14 protein-coding genes are annotated in these 17,641 nt (G+C 66.6%); 6 read left to right on the plus strand and 8 right to left on the minus strand.

The genetic code is table 11. The features are described 5' to 3' along the window. From VIR09_RS11260 to xsc, 7 genes are all read right to left on the minus strand, one after another. Positions 1-883: oligopeptide/dipeptide ABC transporter ATP-binding protein (locus tag VIR09_RS11260; protein ID WP_332012946.1), on the minus strand; the 883-nt coding region annotated here is incomplete at its 3' end. Then, a complete protein-coding gene (locus VIR09_RS11265; RefSeq protein WP_332012947.1) occupies positions 880-1,869 on the minus strand; it encodes an ABC transporter ATP-binding protein in 990 nt (329 codons plus the stop codon). The genes VIR09_RS11260 and VIR09_RS11265, both read right to left, overlap by 4 nt. Next, the gene (locus tag VIR09_RS11270; protein ID WP_332012948.1) at positions 1,866-2,768 is read right to left on the minus strand and encodes an ABC transporter permease; all 903 of its coding nucleotides are present in this window, start codon (positions 2,766-2,768) and stop codon (positions 1,866-1,868) included. The genes VIR09_RS11265 and VIR09_RS11270 overlap by 4 nt, the downstream gene beginning before the upstream one ends. Further along, positions 2,765-3,733 carry an ABC transporter permease gene (locus VIR09_RS11275; protein ID WP_013393517.1) on the minus strand — a complete coding sequence of 323 codons (969 nt, stop codon included), beginning with the start codon at positions 3,731-3,733 and terminating at the stop codon, positions 2,765-2,767. Before VIR09_RS11275 ends, VIR09_RS11270 begins: the two co-directional genes overlap by 4 nt. 12 nt (positions 3,734-3,745) lie before the next feature. Continuing rightward, positions 3,746-5,323, minus strand: coding sequence for an ABC transporter substrate-binding protein (locus tag VIR09_RS11280; protein WP_332012949.1), 1,578 nt, complete (start codon positions 5,321-5,323; stop codon positions 3,746-3,748). 130 nt (positions 5,324-5,453) lie between these two features. Continuing rightward, entirely contained in the window at positions 5,454-6,374 is a 921-nt protein-coding gene (locus VIR09_RS11285; RefSeq protein ID WP_332012950.1) for a bifunctional enoyl-CoA hydratase/phosphate acetyltransferase, read from the minus strand. An 83-nt stretch (positions 6,375-6,457) separates the two neighbouring features. Beyond that, a complete protein-coding gene (xsc, locus tag VIR09_RS11290) occupies positions 6,458-8,269 on the minus strand; it encodes a sulfoacetaldehyde acetyltransferase (RefSeq protein WP_332012951.1) in 1,812 nt (603 codons plus the stop codon). A 160-nt stretch (positions 8,270-8,429) separates the two neighbouring features. On the opposite strand from xsc, the gene VIR09_RS11295 reads away from it, so the two are divergent. The 6 genes from VIR09_RS11295 (at position 8,430) to VIR09_RS11320 (ending at position 13,928) form a co-directional block, all read left to right on the plus strand. After that, on the plus strand, positions 8,430-9,188 hold the full coding sequence (locus tag VIR09_RS11295; RefSeq protein ID WP_332012952.1) for an IclR family transcriptional regulator: 759 nt from the start codon (positions 8,430-8,432) through the stop codon (positions 9,186-9,188). Between the two features lie 201 nt (positions 9,189-9,389). Continuing rightward, complete coding sequence (gene dbpA, locus VIR09_RS11300; protein WP_332012953.1) at positions 9,390-10,778, plus strand: ATP-dependent RNA helicase DbpA; 1,389 nt, start codon at positions 9,390-9,392, stop codon at positions 10,776-10,778. Between the two features lie 167 nt (positions 10,779-10,945). After that, entirely contained in the window at positions 10,946-11,353 is a 408-nt protein-coding gene (locus VIR09_RS11305; RefSeq protein WP_332012954.1) for a DoxX family protein, read from the plus strand. 230 nt (positions 11,354-11,583) lie between these two features. Continuing rightward, positions 11,584-11,748 carry a hypothetical protein gene (locus tag VIR09_RS11310; protein ID WP_013393510.1) on the plus strand — a complete coding sequence of 55 codons (165 nt, stop codon included), beginning with the start codon at positions 11,584-11,586 and terminating at the stop codon, positions 11,746-11,748. A gap of 31 nt (positions 11,749-11,779) precedes the next feature. Then, entirely contained in the window at positions 11,780-13,291 is a 1,512-nt protein-coding gene (locus VIR09_RS11315) for an adenylate cyclase (protein WP_332012955.1), read from the plus strand. Positions 13,292-13,391: 100 nt separating this feature from the next. Further along, a complete protein-coding gene (locus VIR09_RS11320; RefSeq protein WP_332012956.1) occupies positions 13,392-13,928 on the plus strand; it encodes a peroxiredoxin in 537 nt (178 codons plus the stop codon). A 78-nt stretch (positions 13,929-14,006) separates the two neighbouring features. Here VIR09_RS11320 and VIR09_RS11325 read toward each other — a convergent pair. Next, positions 14,007-17,641, minus strand: a 3,635-nt coding sequence (locus VIR09_RS11325; RefSeq protein ID WP_332012957.1) for an Ig-like domain-containing protein, incomplete at its 5' end; no start/stop codon positions are given.

Raw genomic sequence — 17,641 nt, forward strand, 5'->3', positions numbered from 1 at the left:
AGCGGCAGCCCGGCGGCGGATCGACCGGGCTGGGCGGATCTCCCGCCAGCCGCACCCGGCGGGCCGCAAGTTCGCGCCCGCCCTTCACCGTCGGCACCGCCGACATCAGGGCGACGCTGTAGGGATGCAATGGCCGCGTGAAGAAGGCATTGCGCGAGGCCTGCTCGATGATCTTGCCCAGGTACATGACGGCGATGTCGTCGCAAATGTGCTCCACCACCGCCATGTCGTGCGAGATGAACAGGAAGGACTGCCCCTGCTCGCGCTGGATGCGCCGCAGCAGGTTCAGGATCTGCGCGCGGATGGCGATGTCCAGGGCGGACACCGGCTCGTCGCAGACGATCAGGTCCGGCGCGCTGGCCAGCGCCCGGGCCACGTTCAGCCGCTGCCGCTGGCCGCCGGAGAACTGGTGCGGAAACAGCTGCCGCTGTTCCGGGCGCAGGCCCACCAGTTCGAACATGCGGGCCACGCGCGCCTCGCGGCCGCCGGGCGGATCGATGCCCATCAGGTCCAGCGGCGAACGCACGATATCGCCCGCGCGCTGGCGCGGATTAAGCGAGGAATACGGATCCTGGAACACCAGCTGCACTCGGCGGCGCATGCGGCGCAGGGCCGAACCGCTCAGCGCCGTCATGTCGGTGCCGTCGAAGTGGATGGAGCCCGCGGTCGGATCCGCCAGGCGCAGCACCGACAAGGCGGTAGTGGTCTTGCCCGAACCGGACTCGCCCACGATCGCCAGGGTGCGGCCGCGCTGCAGCTCGAAGGACACGCCGTCAACGGCCTTCACGACGACGGGCTTGCCGTCGCGGCCGCGCCCGCCGATGGGGAAATGCACGGCCAGGTCCCGCACGGACAGCAAGGCGGAGGACTGGGGAGATGTCATCGCGCGGCCTCCGGATACAGCCAACAGGCCACTTCCTGGCCTTCGCCCACTTGGACCAGCGGCGGAAACGCGTCGCGGCACCGGGCCATGGCCTGCCCGCAGCGCTCCATAAAGGGACAGCCCGCGCCGCGCTCCCAGATCGATGGCACCACGCCGGGAATCTCCGGCAGGTCCGGGCGGATGTCGTCGGGTTCGCGATCCAGTTCCGGAAGACAGGCGATCAAGCCCTGGGTGTAGGGATGGCGCGGCTGCGCCAGGATTTCGCGCACGCCACCCTGCTCCACCACCCGCCCGCCGTACATGACCACCACGCGGTCGGCCATTTCCGACACCGCGCCCATGTCATGCGTGATCAGCAGCACCGCAGTGCCGCGCCGGGCCTGCTGCTCGCGCAGCAGGTCGAAGATCTGCGCCTGCACCGTCACGTCCAGTGCGGTGGTGGGTTCGTCGGCGATCAGTACGTCCGGATCGCAGGCCAGCGCGATCGCGATCATCACGCGCTGCCGCATGCCGCCTGACATCTGGTGCGGATAGTCGTCCACGCGCCGCTCGGGCAAGGGGATGCCGACCGACTTCAGCATTTCGATGGCGCGCTCGCGGGCCTGGCTCTTGCTCAGGCCCTGATGCAGTCGCAAGGGCTCCGCGATCTGGTCGCCGACGGTGTACACGGGATTGAGCGCCGTCATGGGTTCCTGGAAGATCATGGAGATCTTGTTGCCCCGCACCCGGCGCATGGCCTCTTCGTCGTGGCCGGCCAGGTCGTCGCCGCGCAGGCGCACGCTGCCTCCGCCGATGCGCCCCGGCGCCGGAATCAGCCGCATGATGGCCAGCGCCGTCATGCTCTTGCCGCAACCGGATTCTCCGACGAGGCAGAGCGTCTCGCCGGGGTTCAGCGCGAAGCTGACCGCGCTCAGCACCTCGGCCGCGCGCCCGCGCGCCAGGAACTCCAGGCTCAGGCTATCCACCTCCAGCACCGGGGCGTTCATGCCCGCCCCCGCGAGTTGGGATTGAGCGCGTCGTTCAGGCCGTCGCCGATCAGGCTGACGGCCAGCACGGTCACGAAGATGGCGGCGCCCGGCAGAGTCACCGCCCACCACGCGGTCAGGATGTAGGGCCGATTGCTGCCTATCATCAGGCCCCAGCTCATGATGTTGGGATCGCCCAGGCCCAGGAACGACAGGCCGGCTTCGAACAGGATCGCCATGCCTATCGCCAGCGTCGCGGACACGATCAGCGGCGCCAGCGCGTTGGGCAGGATCACCCGCCAGATGATGCGGGCGTCGCCGGCGCCTATCACCCGTTCCGCCAGGACGTACTCGCGGCGTTTCAGGCGCAGGAATTCGCCGCGCGCCAGCCGCGCCGTGCCCGTCCAGCTCACGACGCCGATCGCCACCGCGATGGTCGCGAGCGAAGGTGAGAACAGCGTCACCAGCACCATGGCGAACAGCAAGGTGGGCAGCACCTGGAAGAACTCGGTGATGCGCATCAGGGTTTCGTCGATCCAGCCGCCGTAATAGCCCGCCAGCGCCCCCACCGTCAGCCCGATCGCCATGGACAGCACCGCCGCCACCACGCCCACCAGCAGCGTGGCGCGGCCGCCGTAGACCATGCCGGTCAGCACATCGCGGCCCAGATAGTCCGTGCCCATCAATGCGTCCGCGCCCGGCGGCGTCATCGGGGCGCCGGCGATCTCGAACGGGTCCGCCTGCATGACCATGGGCCCGAAGATCGTCACCGCCAGGATGATGGCCAGCAGCAGCACGCCAGCCAGCGCCGAGGGATTGCGCGCGAACACCCGCAGGGCCTCGTACGACGGGCGCGCCGGCGGCCGCGCCGCCTGGGCCTGCAAGGCGACAACAGGAACGGCGGAAGGAGTCTGGCTCATGAGGTCTTGATCCTGGGATCGATCAGGCGATAGGCCAGATCGGTAAGCTGATTCATCACGACCACCAACAGCGAGGCGAACAGCAGGATGCCCAGCAGCGTGGGATAGTCGCGCCTGAGCACGGAATCGAACGCCAGCCGCCCCAACCCCGGCCAGTTGAAGACCGTCTCGACCAGGATCGCGCCCGCCAGCACATTGCCGAACTGCAGGCCCAGCATGGTCACCACCGGCAGCACGCCGTTGCGCAGCGCGTGCTTGTACAGCACCGTGCGTTCCGGCAAGCCCTTGGCGCGCGCGGTGCGGATGTAGTCGGCCGACAGGGCCTCCATGACGCTGGCGCGTGCCAGTCGGCTGTATTGCGCCAGGTACACGAACGCCAGGGTGAAGGCCGGCAGCACCAGATGGTGCAGCACGTCCAGCACGCCGGCCCAGCCGTCCTGCGGACCGCCGGCAGAGCGCATGTCGGACACCGGGAAGATCGGCAGCACCGAGGCGAACAGGATGATGAGGATGATGCCGGTCCAGAACACCGGCGCGGAATAGCCCACCACCGACAGCAGCGTGATGCCCTGCGACAGCGGCCCATTGGGCTTGCGGGCGGCCAGCGTACCCAGCAGCGTGCCCGCCAGGAAGGCGCTCAGCACCGAGGTCACCACCAGCAGCAGCGTGGCCGGCACGCGGTCCCAGATCAGCTGCGCCACCGGCACGTTGAAGAAGTAGGAATAGCCCAGGTCGCCGCGCAGCACCTGCATCAAATAGATGCCCAGCTGCGTCAGGAAGGGCTTATCCAGCCCGTACTGCGTGCGCAACTGCGCCCGCAGTTCTTCGCTGATGCCGCCCATGGAGCCCGCGATGGTCTCGACCGGATCGCCCGGCGAAATGTGGATCAGCAGGAAGTTCAGCGTCACCACGGCCAGCAGCAGCACCAGCGCATAGGCCAGGCGGCGCAGAAGATAGCGCGTCATGGCGGCTCCACCCTACTGCAAGTAGGTATCGTCCATGGGCGAGATGACGCCCCAGATCCCATCCGGCAAGCCGTGCACCTTCTTCGAGGACAAGGTGTGGTACGGAATGACCGTGAGGAAGTCGATGGGCACGTCCGCGGTGACCAGGCGCTGGAACTCGGCGTACAGCGCCCGGCGCTTGTCCGCGTCGGTCTCCGTGCCAGCCTGCTCCAGCAGCTCGTCCACCTTGGGATTGGCGTACGACTGCGTGTTGGTCCAGATGATGTCGCGGATGTTGCTGGACAGATAGGTGCGGTGCACGCCGATCACCGGATCGCCCCAGTTGAAGACGATGTCGGTGGTCATGTCGAAATCCTTGCTGGCGATGCGCTTGGCCCAGGTCGGAAAGTCGGGCGAGGCGCGCACCTGCACCGCGATACCGACCTTCTTCAGCTGACTGCGCAAATACTCCGCCACGTTCTTGCCCTGCACGTCGGAACCCGGCATGTAGTCCACGGTCAGCGACAGGCGTTCGCCCTTGGCATCCTTCTTGAAGCCCGCTTCTTCCAGCAGCTGTTCGGACTTCTTCAGGTCCAGCGGATATTTCGCGACGTCCTGCGTGGCGAACGGGCTGGTGCCGATGATGGGGCCGTCGGCGGGTTTGGCGAAGCCGGCGTTCAGCGCCTTGGTAATGAAGCCCTTATCGGTGGCGTAGGCGATGGCCTGCCGCACCCGCACGTCGTTCAGCGGCTTGCGCGCCGTGTTGAAGGCCAGCCAGCTCAGCGCGCCTATGCCTTCATAGCCCTTGCTGGTCATGACGATGGCGGGATTATCCTTGGCGCGCCGCAGGATGGTCGGCTCGGTCATGAACGGCAGCACGCCAATATCGCCCCGCTCCAATCCGATCAGCAGATTGGTGGCGTCCGGATTGATCTTCACCACGATCCGGTCCAGGTAGGGCTTGCCGGGCAGGAAGAACTTGTCGAACTTCTCCAGCACGATTTCCTGGCCGGGCTTGAATTCCTTGAATTTGAACGGACCCGACCCGACCACATCGGCCGAGTTGCGCGGATGGTTCTTCAGGTCCTGGCCGTCGTCATAGATGTGCTTGGGCAGCACCGGCATCAAGGCCGGCGACAAGGCCAGCAGGATGGCCGGATGCGGTTTGTTCATGCGCAGCACCACCGTGTAGGGGTCCGGCGTGTCCACGGCCTCCACAGGCGCGAACATGGTCTGGAACGGGTGGTTCTTCTTGACTGCCATGACGGAGAACGCCACGTCGGCCGAAGTCACCGGCTTGCCGTCATGGAACAGCGCATCCTTGCGCAGATGCAGGGTCAGCGACTTGCCGTCGGGCGCCAACTCCCAGGACTGCGCCAGATAGGGTTGCGGCTTCCAATCGGCGTCGTAGCGCAGCAGGCTGGCGAACAGCTGCGTGCTGGGCAAGGCGGTGGCGATGCCCGACTGCACCGCGCCGTTCAGGTGACGCGGCACCTGCGTCGAACCTATCACCAGCGTGCCACCCGGCTTGGGCGCGTCCGCGGCCATGGCCCCGCCCGCCAGGGCCAGCGCCGTCAGAATCGTGGTCAGGCATTTTTTTGCGCTGCGCATGTTTTACCCCTTGTCTTGTGTCGCGAACCATTCATCGGATGGCCTTGGGGGTAGCGTATCCAGGCTGCGGGTCCAGGCTTAGTACCAAACCGACGGACTTTTTGGAGCCAGCCGCGCAGACGACTGGAATTCAGGCCGCCAGCGCCCGCGCATACAGCGAGGCCACCGCGCAGCTGTTGACGCGGGCCTGCATGGAATCGGAGCGGCTGGTCAGCAGCACGGGCACGCGCGTGCCCAGCACCAGCCCGGCCGTGCCGGCGCCGGCCAGCCAGGTCAGCTCCTTGTAGAGCATGTTGCCGGCCTCGATGTCAGGCACCAGCAGGATGTCGGCATCGCCCGCCACGCGCGAAACAATGCCCTTCTGATCAGCCGCCTCGCGCGAGATGGCGTTGTCGAACGCAAGCGGGCCGTCGATGTCGCCGCCGCGGATCTGCTGTCGATCCGCCATCTTCGACAGGGCTGCCGCATCCAGCGTCGCGGGCATGGCAGGATTGACGGATTCAGTGGCGCACAACACCGCCAGCTTGGGCCTTTCCACGCCGAGCGCGCGCGCCAGGTCGATGGCGTTCTGTGCGATGTCGGCCTTTTCCTGCAGGGTCGGCGCGATGTTGACGGCCGCATCGGTCAGGATGAAGAGCTTGGGATAGGCCGCCACCGCCATCACAAAGGCATGACTGATACGCCTGGCCGTGCGCAGGCCCGCTTCGCGCGCCACCACCGCCGACATGAAGTGGTCGGTATGCAGACTGCCCTTCATCAGCATGCGCACGGCGCCGTCGCGCGCCAGCGCCGCCGACGCGCGCGCGGCCTGCACCTCGTCGTCGGGCGTGTCGACCACTTCCAGCTCGTCTGCGCGCAACCCCAGGTCCGCCATCAGGGCGCGCAGCCGGCCCGCCGGGCCGACCAGCACCGGTTCGATGTAGCCCGCGTCGCGCGCTTGCACGGCCGCGCCCAGGCTGGTCGGACACAGCGGATACGCCACTGCGGTGCGCAAGCGTCCCGCCGACAGCGCAGCATTGCGCAGCGGCTCGAACAATCGATCGCTTTCCATTTCTGTCTGCTCCTGCCGCGGAAATCCGCGGCGCCTGGCGGAAGAAATCCGGCGCGGCCGCCGCCGCGCCGGACGCGTCGCGATCAGCGCCTGGCGGGATCGATCGGCAGCGGCACCTCGCCCGGATGGAACGGCTGGTTCACGTACGGCTTGTACTTGTCGAGGAAGCGCACCGGCTGCTTGAGGGCGTCGCGGCGGAACGGATCGCCCAGTTCCTGGCTGACCATCATTTCCAGCACGGTGGTCTTGCCATCGGACTGGGCCTTGCAGGCGGCCTGCAAGGCGGCGCCCACCTGATCGGCGTGCTCCACCCGTATGCCTTCCGCACCCATGGCCCGCGCCAGTTCGGCGAAGTTCGGGTTCAGCAGGTTGCTGCCGACGAAGCGGCGGCCATAGAAGTCCACCTGGTTCTTCTTTTCCGCGCCCCATTGGCCGTTGTGGAACACCACGGCCGTGACCGGTATCTTCTCGCGCACGCAAGTCAGCAGTTCCTGGAAGCTCATGCACCAGGCGCCGTCGCCCACGTAGGCCACGGCCGGCCGGTCGGGCCTGCCGAGCTTGGCGCCGATCAGCGCCGGCAAGGCGTAGCCGCAGTTGCCGAAGCTCATGGCGGCGAGCATGGAGTTCGGCTCGTCAAAACGCAGGTAGCTGTTGGACACCGAGCAGATATTGCCGATGTCGGTGGACACCATCACGTGCTGGGGCATGGCGCGTTCCAGCTCGCGCAGCATGCGGCGTGGATGCATGCGGCCACCGCCGTGCTCGATGATGTCCAGGCTCCAGTCGTCGCGTTCGTGCGACCAGCTGTCCAGTTCCTTTTCCCATTCGGCCTTCTGCGCCGCGATCTGCTCGCCGCGCCCCGACTTGGTGGCCGCGCACGCGACCTCGCGCCCTTGCAGCTTGGCGGCCAGCGCCGCGGCGGCCGGCTTGGCATCGCCGCAGATGCCGACCGACACCGGCCGCACCAGACCCAGCATGCGGTGGTCGGCGTCCACCTGGATGATGCGCGCGCCCTGCGGCCAGTAGTCCAGCCCGTGCTGCGGCAAGGTGCCGAAGGGGCCCAGGCGCGTGCCCAGCGCCAGCACCACGTCGGCCTGCGACAGCAGCTTCATGCCGGCCTTGGCGCCCTGGTAGCCCAGCGGGCCGCACCACAGCGGATGGCTGGCCGGGAAGGCGTCGTTATGCAGGTAGCTGGTCACCACCGGCGCGCCCAGCAATTCGGCCAGGGCCACGCATTCGGCCTGACCGTCCGAGAACAGCACGCCGCCGCCCGCCACGATAACGGGGAACTTGGCCTGCGCCAGCATCTGCGCTGCCGCCTCCAGATCCTCTTCCGAGCCCGGACCGCGGCGGATGCGGCGCGGCTCGGGGATGGTCACGTCGATCTCGCCGTAGAAGTAGTCGCGCGGAATGTTCAGCTGCGTGGGACCGCGCTCGGCCAGCGCATTGTCGAAGGCCTTGGCAGTGAATTCGGCCATGCGGTCGGGACGGTTCACGTGCGCCTGGTACTTGGTGATGCGCGAGAAAATGGGCAGCTGTTCGGTTTCCTGGAAGCCCCCCAGCCCCATGCCCGCGGTGCCGGTTTCGGGCGTGATCGCCACCACCGGGCTGTGCGCCCAATAGGCAGCCGCCACGCCGGTCACGAAATTGGTGATGCCCGGGCCGTTCTGCGCGATGCAGACGCCGTGGCGGCCGGTCACGCGCGAATAGCCGTCGGCCATGTGCGCGGCGCCCTGTTCGTGCACCGTGGGCACGAAGCGGATGCCCGCCGCCGGAAACAAGTCCAGCGCGTCCATGAAGGCCGAGCCGACGATGCCGAATACGTCCTTGACGCCCTGGGCGACCAGCGTTTCGACAAACGCTTCGCTGGGGGTCATGTGTTGCTTGCTGCTCATGGTCTCTCTCCTGGCAGGCCGGCGGTGTCGGATTGCATCTGGGCCGGCATGATCCGATACTGCAGCAGAAACCTGGCCGTTCCCAGCCCACGGCGTTTCATTTTCTGCAAAATCCGTGCGAGGATGTGCAGCAAGCCGCCGAATCTTCAATTATTGAAAGATGAAAGACGAATCCTCCGCAGCGCTGCGCGCGCTGACCCTGCTGGAACAGGTCGCCCGCTCCGGGCAGCCGGTATCGCTGGCCGCGCTGACGGACGCCACCGGCCTGCCCAAGCCCTCGGTGCTGCGCATCCTGTCGCGCCTGGTCGACGCCGGCATGCTGCTGCGCGAACCCGCCGGCAAGAGCTACGTCAGCGGCCCGCGCCTGAGCGCGCTGGCGCGCGACACCCTGCTGAATTCGCCCTTGCGCGGCGAGCGCCACCGCATCCTGGACAGCCTGGTCGACGAGATCGGCGAAACCTGTAACTGCACCATGCTGGACGGCGACGAGGTCATCTACCTGGACCGCGTCGAAACCGCCTGGCCGCTGCGGGTGAACCTGCAATCAGGCTCGCGCGTACCGCTGCATTGCTCGGCCAGCGGCAAGCTGTTCCTGGCCCATATGCGGCGCGAGGCGCGCCAGCGCCTGCTGGCCGCGGCGCCGCTGCCGCGCTACACGCCCAACACGCTGTGCGACGTGGCCGCGCTGGAGCAGGAACTGCGTACCATCAAGAAGGAAGGCGCCAGCTTCGACCGCGAGGAATTCCTGCTGGGCATCGTCTGCATGGCGGTGCCCATCCTGCATGGCACCCGCGCCATTGCCGCCGTCGCCTTGCACGCGCCGGTGGCGCGGCTGTCGATCGACGGTGCGCGCGCCTGGCTGCCGCGCATGCAAGAGGCCGCCCGGGCGCTGGCCGGCACCTATGGGTCCGAGGCCTAGCCTCCTGTACCCCAACAACTGCGACGGCCTGCGCGGGCGGCCCAAAGCGCCGTGCGCCAGCCGGTCTGGGGCTGAGTGCTTTGGTCCTGATTTCGATGGCACACAGCCCGAGGCATTACACTCTCGGGCATACGCGGTTTTCCGCCCCGCCCCTTCCTTTTGCCGCCAGGCTGCCGCCGGGCAGAAAGCGACTTTTTCATCGTGACCGACACCTCCTTTACCTCCCTGCCCCTGCTGCCCGCCCTGCTCGACAATTTGAAGAGCCTGGGTTTCGAGCAGATGACGCCCATCCAGGCGCAAAGCCTGCCGCTGATCCTGGAGGGCCGCGATCTCATCGCGCAAGCCAAGACCGGCAGCGGCAAGACCGCGGCCTTCGGCCTGGGGGTGCTGCAGAAGCTCGATCCCACGCGCCTGACGCCGCAGGCGCTGCTGGTCTGCCCCACGCGCGAACTGGCTGACCAGGTCGCGCAGGAACTGCGCCGGCTGGCGCGCCAGATCGCCAACATCAAGATCCTGACCCTGTGCGGCGGCGCCGCCGCCCGGCCCCAAGCCGAATCGCTGGCGCGCGGCACCCATCTGGTGGTGGGCACGCCAGGACGCATCCAGGATCATCTGGAGCGCGGCAGTCTCGATCTGTCGGGCCTGAACACCCTGGTGCTGGACGAGGCCGACCGCATGGTCGACATGGGCTTCTATGACGATATCGTGGCCATCGCCTCGCACTGCCCGACCAAGCGCCAGACCTTGCTGTTCTCGGCCACCTACCCCGACAACATCCGCAAGCTCAGCGCCCGCTTCCTGCGCAATCCCGCCGAGGTCAAGGTCGAGGCGCAGCACGACGCCAGCCGCATCGAGCAGATCTTCTACGAAATCGATGAAAAGGACCGGCTTGACGCAGTGACGCGCCTGCTGGCGCATTTCCGCCCTGAGTCCACGCTGGCCTTCTGCAACACCAAGATCCGCAGCCACGACCTGGTCGAACGCCTGCAGGCCGAGGGCATCAGCGCCCAGGCGCTGAACGGCGACCTGGAACAGCGCGAACGCGACGAGATCCTGATCCAGTTCGCCAACCGCAGCTGCGCCGTGCTGGTAGCCACCGACGTGGCCGCGCGCGGCCTGGACATCCAGAACCTGGGCGCCGTCATCAACGTCGACGTCACCAAGGACACCGAGGTCCACGTGCACCGCATCGGCCGCAGCGGCCGCGGCGAACAGAAGGGCCTGGCGCTGAGCCTGTGTTCGCCCGAGGAAATGCGCTGGGCCAACCTGATCGAGCAATATCAGGGTTCGCCGCTGGTGTGGGGCGACATCAAGGCGCTGCGGCCCAAGGCGGACCGCCCGCTGCGCGCGCCCATGATCACCCTGTGCATCCAGGGCGGCAAGAAGGACAAGCTGCGCCCCGGCGACCTGCTGGGCGCCCTGACCGGCGATGGCGGCCTGACGTTCGAGCAGGTCGGCAAGATCAACATCACCGAGTTCAACTCCTACGTGGCGCTGGACCGCCAGATCGCCAAACAGGCGTTCTCGCGCCTGTCCAACAGCAATATCAAGGGCCGACGCTTCCGCATGCGCTATCTGGAAGAGTTCTGAGTGTCGTCAGGCGACAAAAACTTGATGATTTTGCTCGGGTTTTGCAATAATGGCGCGGCCTGCCCTGCCTGCCGCCTTGCCCGCGGCTACCGGGGCGCGGAACCAAAGGCTCGCGACCTGTTCCAACGGCCGCGGTCCCCTTTCAACCAATAGAAGAGAAACTCACCATGATCAAATCCGACGACACCGGCAAGCTGATCCTGCGCCTGACCCTCGGTATTCTGATTCTGCTGCATGGCCTGTTCAAACTGACCGGCGGCGGCGTCGGCGGCATCAGCGGGATGCTGTCCTCGCACGGCCTGCCGGGCTTCCTCGCCTATGGCGCCTACGTCGGCGAAATCCTCGCCCCCGTCCTGCTCATCGTCGGCATCTACACCCGCCTGGGCGGCCTGCTGATCGCCATCAACATGCTGGTCGCCATCCTGCTGGCCCACTCCGGCCAGATCAGCAGCCTGACCAACAACGGCGGCTGGGCGCTGGAACTGCAAGGCATGTTCCTGTTCACCGGCCTGGCCATCGCCTTCATGGGCGCCGGCCGCTTCAGCCTCGCCGGCAACGGCGGCCGCTGGAACTGATAGCCGTAACACGGCGATACGCGGTACACAGGGGTCGCCGAGGCGGCCCCTCTTCATTTGCGCGGAGATTGATACGAACGACATCGACGGTCACGCAGGCGCAAACATCCGTCACCGGAAAGCTGTTTCGGAACGATTACAGTGCAGAACCATGGGGTCTGCCCTGTGGCCTAATCCTGACGAGCGCAACAAAGGCGTGAGCCACGCCAGGCGCTCGGCAGGAGTCGCAAATGAAGAAGAGTCTGTTGCTGATGCTGGCCATGTCCAGCGCCTTGACTGGATGCGTGGTGGTGCCCGCAAGGCCGGCGTACTACCGTCCGGCGCCGGTGTATTACACGCCGCATTATTACTACCCGGCATATCCAGCCCCCCATTACTACTATCGTGGCTATTGATCCGCGCGCCCATTGCGCAAAGGAAAAGACCATGAACATCTACTCCCGGATCCTCCGCCCGCGCCCCCTGGCCGCGGCCGTCCTGCTGGCCGCCTGTGCCAGCGCCGCGGCACAAACCTATGCGCCGCCTCCCGCTCCCGCCGCCCCCGTCTATGACGATGGCGATCCGGCCAACGCCAATCTGGCACTGGTGGACCGCAGTCCCGAACCGCCGCCCGCGTTGCCCGTGTACGTGCAGCCGGCCGCCCCGGCGGACGGCTATATGTGGGTGCCTGGCTACTGGAGCCGCAACCGCTACGGCTTCTTCTGGGTGCCGGGCGCGTGGGTGCTGGCGCCCTATCCCGGCGCCCTCTGGACACCGGGATATTGGGGCTTCGTGAACGGCGTCTACCTGTGGAACGCAGGGTACTGGGGCCCCCACGTGGGTTTCTATGGCGGCATCAACTACGGTTTCGGCTATACCGGCCTGGGCTATGTGGGCGGCTACTGGAAACGCGACCGCTTCTACTACAACCGCTCCGTCACGAACGTGAACGTCACGCGCGTGACCAACGTCTACAACCACACGGTAGTCGTGAACAACGTCGACAACCGCCGCGTCAGCTACCACGGCGGCCCGTCGGGCATCCGGCGCGACGCGGACCCGCGCGAACTCGCCGCGCGCAAGGACCGGCATTCCCAGCAGACCGACATGCAGCGCGGCTATGCGCGCGACGCTGGCAACAACCGGGCGCAGTTCTACGACCACAACAAGGGCCGCCCGCCCCAGGCGTACGTGGACCATCAATCCAACGGCAGGCCGCCTGAGGGCCAGCGTCCGGGGAATGGACGCGACGGCCGGGACAACAACGGCCGCGACAACCGTGGCGGCGGCGATCGTAACAGCCCGGATCGCGGAGACATGCAGCGCGGACGCGATATGACGCCCGGGCAGCAAGGCCGCTCTCAGCCGCCGCAGGCACAACAGGCGCGCGAGCAACAGCAGCAGCAGCAGCAGCAGCAGCAGCAGCAGCAGCAGCAGCGCGATCAACAGGCACAGCAACAGACGCGGGAGCAACAGCAACGCGATCAGCAAAGCCAGCAGCAGGCGCGGCAGCAACAACAGCGTGATCAGCAGGCTCAGCAGCAGGCGCGGGAGCAACAACAGCGCGATCAGCAAGTACAGCAGCAGACGCGGCAGCAACAGCAACGCGATCAGCAGGCTCAGCAGCAGGCGCGTCAGCAACAACAACGCGATCAGCAAGCCCAGCAACAGGCGCGTCAGCAACAGCAACGCGATCAGCAGGCTCAGCAGCAGGCGCGTCAGCAACAACAGCGCGATCAGCAAGCCCAGCAACAGGCGCGTCAGCAACAGCAGCGCGATCAGCAGGCTCAGCAGCAGGCGCGTCAGCAGCAACAACGCGATCAGCAGGCTCAGCAGCAGGCGCGTCAGCAACAACAGCGCGATCAGCAGGCTCAGCAGCAAGCGCGTCAGCAACAACAGCGCGATCAGCCGCGTGGAGATGGAAACGGCAACGGCCGCGGCGGCCCCGGGCGCGACTAGGGCCGCGCGCCCCCGGCCTGGCCGCGTGCTGGACCCTGGCCTCTCACAGGGCTACAGTAGACCCGTTGCCACGAAGCCCTTGAGATTTCTGGAGATTCCGATGAAGCGCATTGCCCCCTGGTTACTGCTCTGCGGCCTGCTGGCCGGTCCTACGGTCCAGGCCGCGCTGGACGTGGGCACCCCGGCGCCGGAGTTCAGCACCCAGGCTTCGCTGGGCGGCAAGGTCTACACGTTCTCGTTGAGCGAAGCGCTCAAGCAGGGCCCGGTGGTCCTGTATTTCTTTCCCGCCGCATTCACCCAGGGCTGCACGATAGAAGCGCACAACTTCGCCGAAGCCACGGACGAATACAAGTCCCTGGGCGCCACCGTCATCGGCGTGTCGACCGACAACATCGACACCTTGAACAAGTTCTCGGTCAGCGAGTGCCGCGGCAAATTCGCGGTGGCGGCCGACGGCGACGGCAAGATCATGAAGGCCTACGACGCCGTCCACGACAAGCGGCCTGAATACGCGCAACGCATTTCCTACGTGATCTCGCCACCAGGCAAGATCCTGTATGAATACACCGACATGAATCCGGATTCCCACGTGGCCAACACCATGCGCGCCTTGCGCGACTGGAAGGCCAGGCAGTAGGCGGCGCCGGCAAGCAGCGCGGTGCCAAGGCATACGCCGGGACCAGCCTGGCCAGATCCTACGTGACTGTCTTGGCCGTCATGGCTGCGGCGGAGTGATGGCGCGTGACGCGAATTTCACGCGGACGGTCTTGCCCGGATCCGCCGCCACTGTCCTGGCGGTCAGCACCGCAGTGCCGGCGGAAGTCGGCGCGCGCAGTTGAACCGTGGCCATGCCGCGAGCGTTGGTGCTGCTGGTGGCCGCGGCCAGGGTGCCGCGGTTGGTCGTCCAGTTGACGATGATGCCCGCATCCTCCAGATTGCCGTTGGCATCCCTCACGGTCGCAGTGAGGGTCACGGTGTCAGTCCCGTTGGCCCGCCCGGAGGTCTTGCTGGCGGTAAGGGAGGCAACCCGAGGGGATAACGGGTCGGCCATCAGCGTCACGCTAACGGTCGCACCCGGATCCCCCGCCCCAACCCTGGCGGTCACCGAGGCCAGGCCAGCGACGGTCCCTGCCGTCAGCACGGCCGTGGCCGCGCCGCTGGCGTTGGTCTTGCTGGTAGCGCCATCCAGGGTGCCGAGGTCGGCACTCCAATTGACGACGTGGCCCTCGCCCCTGGAATTGCCATTACCGTCCAGCACCATCGCCGTGAAGATCGCGGAGTCGCGGCCGTTGGCCACGATGCGGGTCTTGCTAGTGGAAGCACTGCCGACACGAGGAGAGGATGCGCTATTTTTGAAAGTCACCACGGCGAAATTGTTGTTCTCATCATTGGCTCCTGCCTTGGCGCTCACCGACACCTCGCCCGCCACGGTCGGCGCGGTCAGCACGATGCTCGCCGCGCCAGCAGCATCGGTCATGCTCGTGGACGCGGCCAAGGTACCTCCCGTCGTCGTCCAGTGCACAGTGACGCCGGCACCCACCGGGTCGTTGAACTGATTCCGCACGACGGCCGTGAAGATAGCGGTGCCGCTGCCGTCGGCCACGCCCGTATTCTTGTTGACGTTCAAGGTATTGACGTAATCCCGGGACGGGTCGGCCACGTAGTTCATGACGAGGGTCTTGCCCGGATCCCCCGCTACGGCCTGGGCCTTCACCGAGACTGCGCCGGCCGAAAAATGCGTTACGGTGTTGGTAGCCGTTCCGTCCTGAGAAGTCGTGCTGGTAGCCTGATCGAAAGTGGCGGCGTCGCTGCTCCAAGTGATGGTGACGCCCGCGCCGACAGGATTGCCATAGGCGTCTTGCACGGTCGCTCTCAGGTTGACCCAAACGCCAGCCGGGAAAGTGGTGCTGGTGCCGCGCATGGGAAGGAGCGAAACCACGCGGGCGGTGGACACGTCGGCCGTGAAGGTGACGGAGGCGATCTTGCCGGCATCCCCCCTTGCCGCCTTGGCTAGGATGGACGCCACGCCGGCCGCGGTCGGCGCGGTCAGCACGATCGAGGTTTCGCTCTTGCCATTGGTAATGCTGGTGGCGTCGAGCGTACCCAGGCTGGCGCTCCAATTGACTGTAACGCCAGCGCCCACCGGATTCCCCTGGGCATCTGTCACCAAGGCCATGAAGGTCACGGTATCCATGCCATTGGCCACGCCTACCTTCTTGCTCGGGCTGAGTTCGATGACGTGCGCGCTCGACGCGTTGGCAGTGAAGGTGATGGCGGCGGTCTTGCCAGGATCGCTGCCCAGGCTCCTCCCCTGCCGGACAGGTGCGCACTTGGCGGTGACGGTCGCCTGACCAGTCATGGTCGGCGCCGTCAGCACGACCGTAGCCTGGCTGTTGGTGTCGGTGCTGCTGGAGGCGGCGCCCAGCGTGCCGAGGCTGGCGCCCCAATGGACGTCGATACCGGCTCCCACCGGATTGCCCCGGCCATCGGCTACGGTAGCCGTGAGAGTCACGGTGTCCAGGCCGTTGGCCAGGGCGGTGGGCTTGCTGGAAGTGAGCAGCACGACCTTCGCGTCGGATGCGTCCAGCAGGAAGTCCACGGACCTGCTCTTCCCCGGATCCTCGGCTCCTGCCTTGGCGGTAATGACCGCAGTGCCGGGGACGGTGGCGGAAAGCAGTTCCGCCACCGCCACGCCGCTCGCATCGGTATTGCTGCTGTCGCTGGAAAGCTGGCCGCCGGTGGCCGTCCAGTTCACCGCCACACCCGCGCCTACGGCGTTGCCCTTGCCATCCTTGACTGTCGCCGTCAGCACGGTCTTGTCCCGGCCGTTTGCAAGGATGGACGCCGGGGCCGCATCGAGCTGCGCGACGTTCGCCGAACTTGGCGCTGCAAGGAATTCGGCTTCGCTGCGGCCCTTGAAACCCTGAGCTTCGGTTGCCTCGACTTCGACCATGGCGGCGACCTTGCTGCTGACCATGACGAACGCCAGTCCGTCCGCATCGGTCCGGTCCGAAGATTCCTTGATGGCGCCGGGCCCGCGCAAGGTCCATGCAACGGCGCGCCCGGCCATGGGTTCCGCCTGGACGCCGCGGACCTGGGCCGTAAACCTGACGCTGTCCATGCCGTCGGCCATGGCCACGGCTTTCGAGCGCGCGACGCTGAGGCTGAGCGGATTGACGTTTACCTCCATGACGTTCGAACTGATTTTCCGTCCGTGCGCATCGATGGCCGTTGCCGTCAGGCGATAAGTGTTGACGCCGCCGATATTGTAGGCAGGCAGCGTCATCGCCCCTGACGCGCCGCCACCATAAGGCATGGTAAAAGCCGCCGCCGAACCGGACCATTCGACCGTGGGTGCTTCGCCCGCGCCCACGATGGTCACCGGAAAATTGAGCACCGTCTGCGGATAGCCTCTGGTGGCCGATGGCAGCTGGATCGTCAGCGGGGCGTTTTTCTTGTATTCCAGGACGATTTCGTTGTTGCGCTCGACCAGGTCCATGCGCATGCCGGCCAATTGGCGGCTGCTCGCGACGCCGCCCGGCTCCAGCTGCTTCGCCAAGGGCACGCCGAGCGCGTACTTCAGGCCCAGCTTGAAGCTGGTGTCGGACTTTCCGCCCTGCCCCATGCGATGGTCCAAACCCAACGTGACGGCCGGCGCAGGCGTGTACGAAACGCCCAGGGTCCAGGCGCGGGGATTCTTCTGCCGGTTGCTGGCGCCGAACAGCCCGACTTCATCGCCGTAGTACTTTTCGAACATCAGCTTGCCGCCCAATTGCGGATACCGGGGCAGATAGCCTTCGGCCCTGATGTCCCAGCCGCTGGCCGGGCGTTCCTGGTAGTCCCGCATATCGGGCGAACGCTTCCAGTCGCTCAGCCGGAAGTAACCGTTCATGCTGAGCTTGAGATAGTCCGCCCACCACTCACCGCCCAGACCCAGCCGCCGATGGCCGCGCGAAACGTCCTGATCCAGGAAGGCGTTGCCCCCCACCATGAAGCCGTCGGCGAAATGGCGGTATCCCACCCCAAGGTTGACCGTGGTCCGATAGGACTCCTGCAGCAGGTTGGTCCGGCGTGCGCCGAATTGGGAAAAAATCAGACCTGTCCCGGAATCGTGAACCGGGAACAGCATGTCCAGGGCGCCTCCATGGAAGCTGCCCAGCAGGTCCAGCCTGGCGGTGCCGAACTGGCCCAGCCAGCTTTCCGCCGCGCGCTTCGCTTCGCCAGTGGCCCTGCCGCCCGCCAGAGATCTGGCATCGCCGCTCGCCATTTGATTGGGATTGGCCGGCAAGGGGCGGCCTTCCAGGTCGGGCGCAGGATCCAGCCCGCCCGCAGCCCGGGCGCGCGCCTGCG

The organism is Achromobacter sp. (assembly GCF_036567245.1).
Taxonomy (GTDB): domain Bacteria; phylum Pseudomonadota; class Gammaproteobacteria; order Burkholderiales; family Burkholderiaceae_B; genus Achromobacter.

Excerpts from the sequence above, each read along its gene's own strand:
- VIR09_RS11305 (WP_332012954.1), top strand. The coding sequence starts at position 10,946 with ATGATCAAATCCGACGACACCGGCAAGCTGATCCTGCGCCTGACCCTC.
- VIR09_RS11295 (WP_332012952.1), top strand. The coding sequence starts at position 8,430 with ATGAAAGACGAATCCTCCGCAGCGCTGCGCGCGCTGACCCTGCTGGAA.
- VIR09_RS11315 (WP_332012955.1), top strand. The coding sequence starts at position 11,780 with ATGAACATCTACTCCCGGATCCTCCGCCCGCGCCCCCTGGCCGCGGCC.
- VIR09_RS11310 (WP_013393510.1), top strand. The coding sequence starts at position 11,584 with ATGAAGAAGAGTCTGTTGCTGATGCTGGCCATGTCCAGCGCCTTGACT.
- VIR09_RS11280 (WP_332012949.1), bottom strand. The coding sequence starts at position 5,323 with ATGCGCAGCGCAAAAAAATGCCTGACCACGATTCTGACGGCGCTGGCC.
- VIR09_RS11265 (WP_332012947.1), bottom strand. The coding sequence starts at position 1,869 with ATGAACGCCCCGGTGCTGGAGGTGGATAGCCTGAGCCTGGAGTTCCTG.
- VIR09_RS11285 (WP_332012950.1), bottom strand. The coding sequence starts at position 6,374 with ATGGAAAGCGATCGATTGTTCGAGCCGCTGCGCAATGCTGCGCTGTCG.
- VIR09_RS11270 (WP_332012948.1), bottom strand. The coding sequence starts at position 2,768 with ATGAGCCAGACTCCTTCCGCCGTTCCTGTTGTCGCCTTGCAGGCCCAG.
- VIR09_RS11275 (WP_013393517.1), bottom strand. The coding sequence starts at position 3,733 with ATGACGCGCTATCTTCTGCGCCGCCTGGCCTATGCGCTGGTGCTGCTG.
- VIR09_RS11320 (WP_332012956.1), top strand. The coding sequence starts at position 13,392 with ATGAAGCGCATTGCCCCCTGGTTACTGCTCTGCGGCCTGCTGGCCGGT.
- xsc (WP_332012951.1), bottom strand. The coding sequence starts at position 8,269 with ATGAGCAGCAAGCAACACATGACCCCCAGCGAAGCGTTTGTCGAAACG.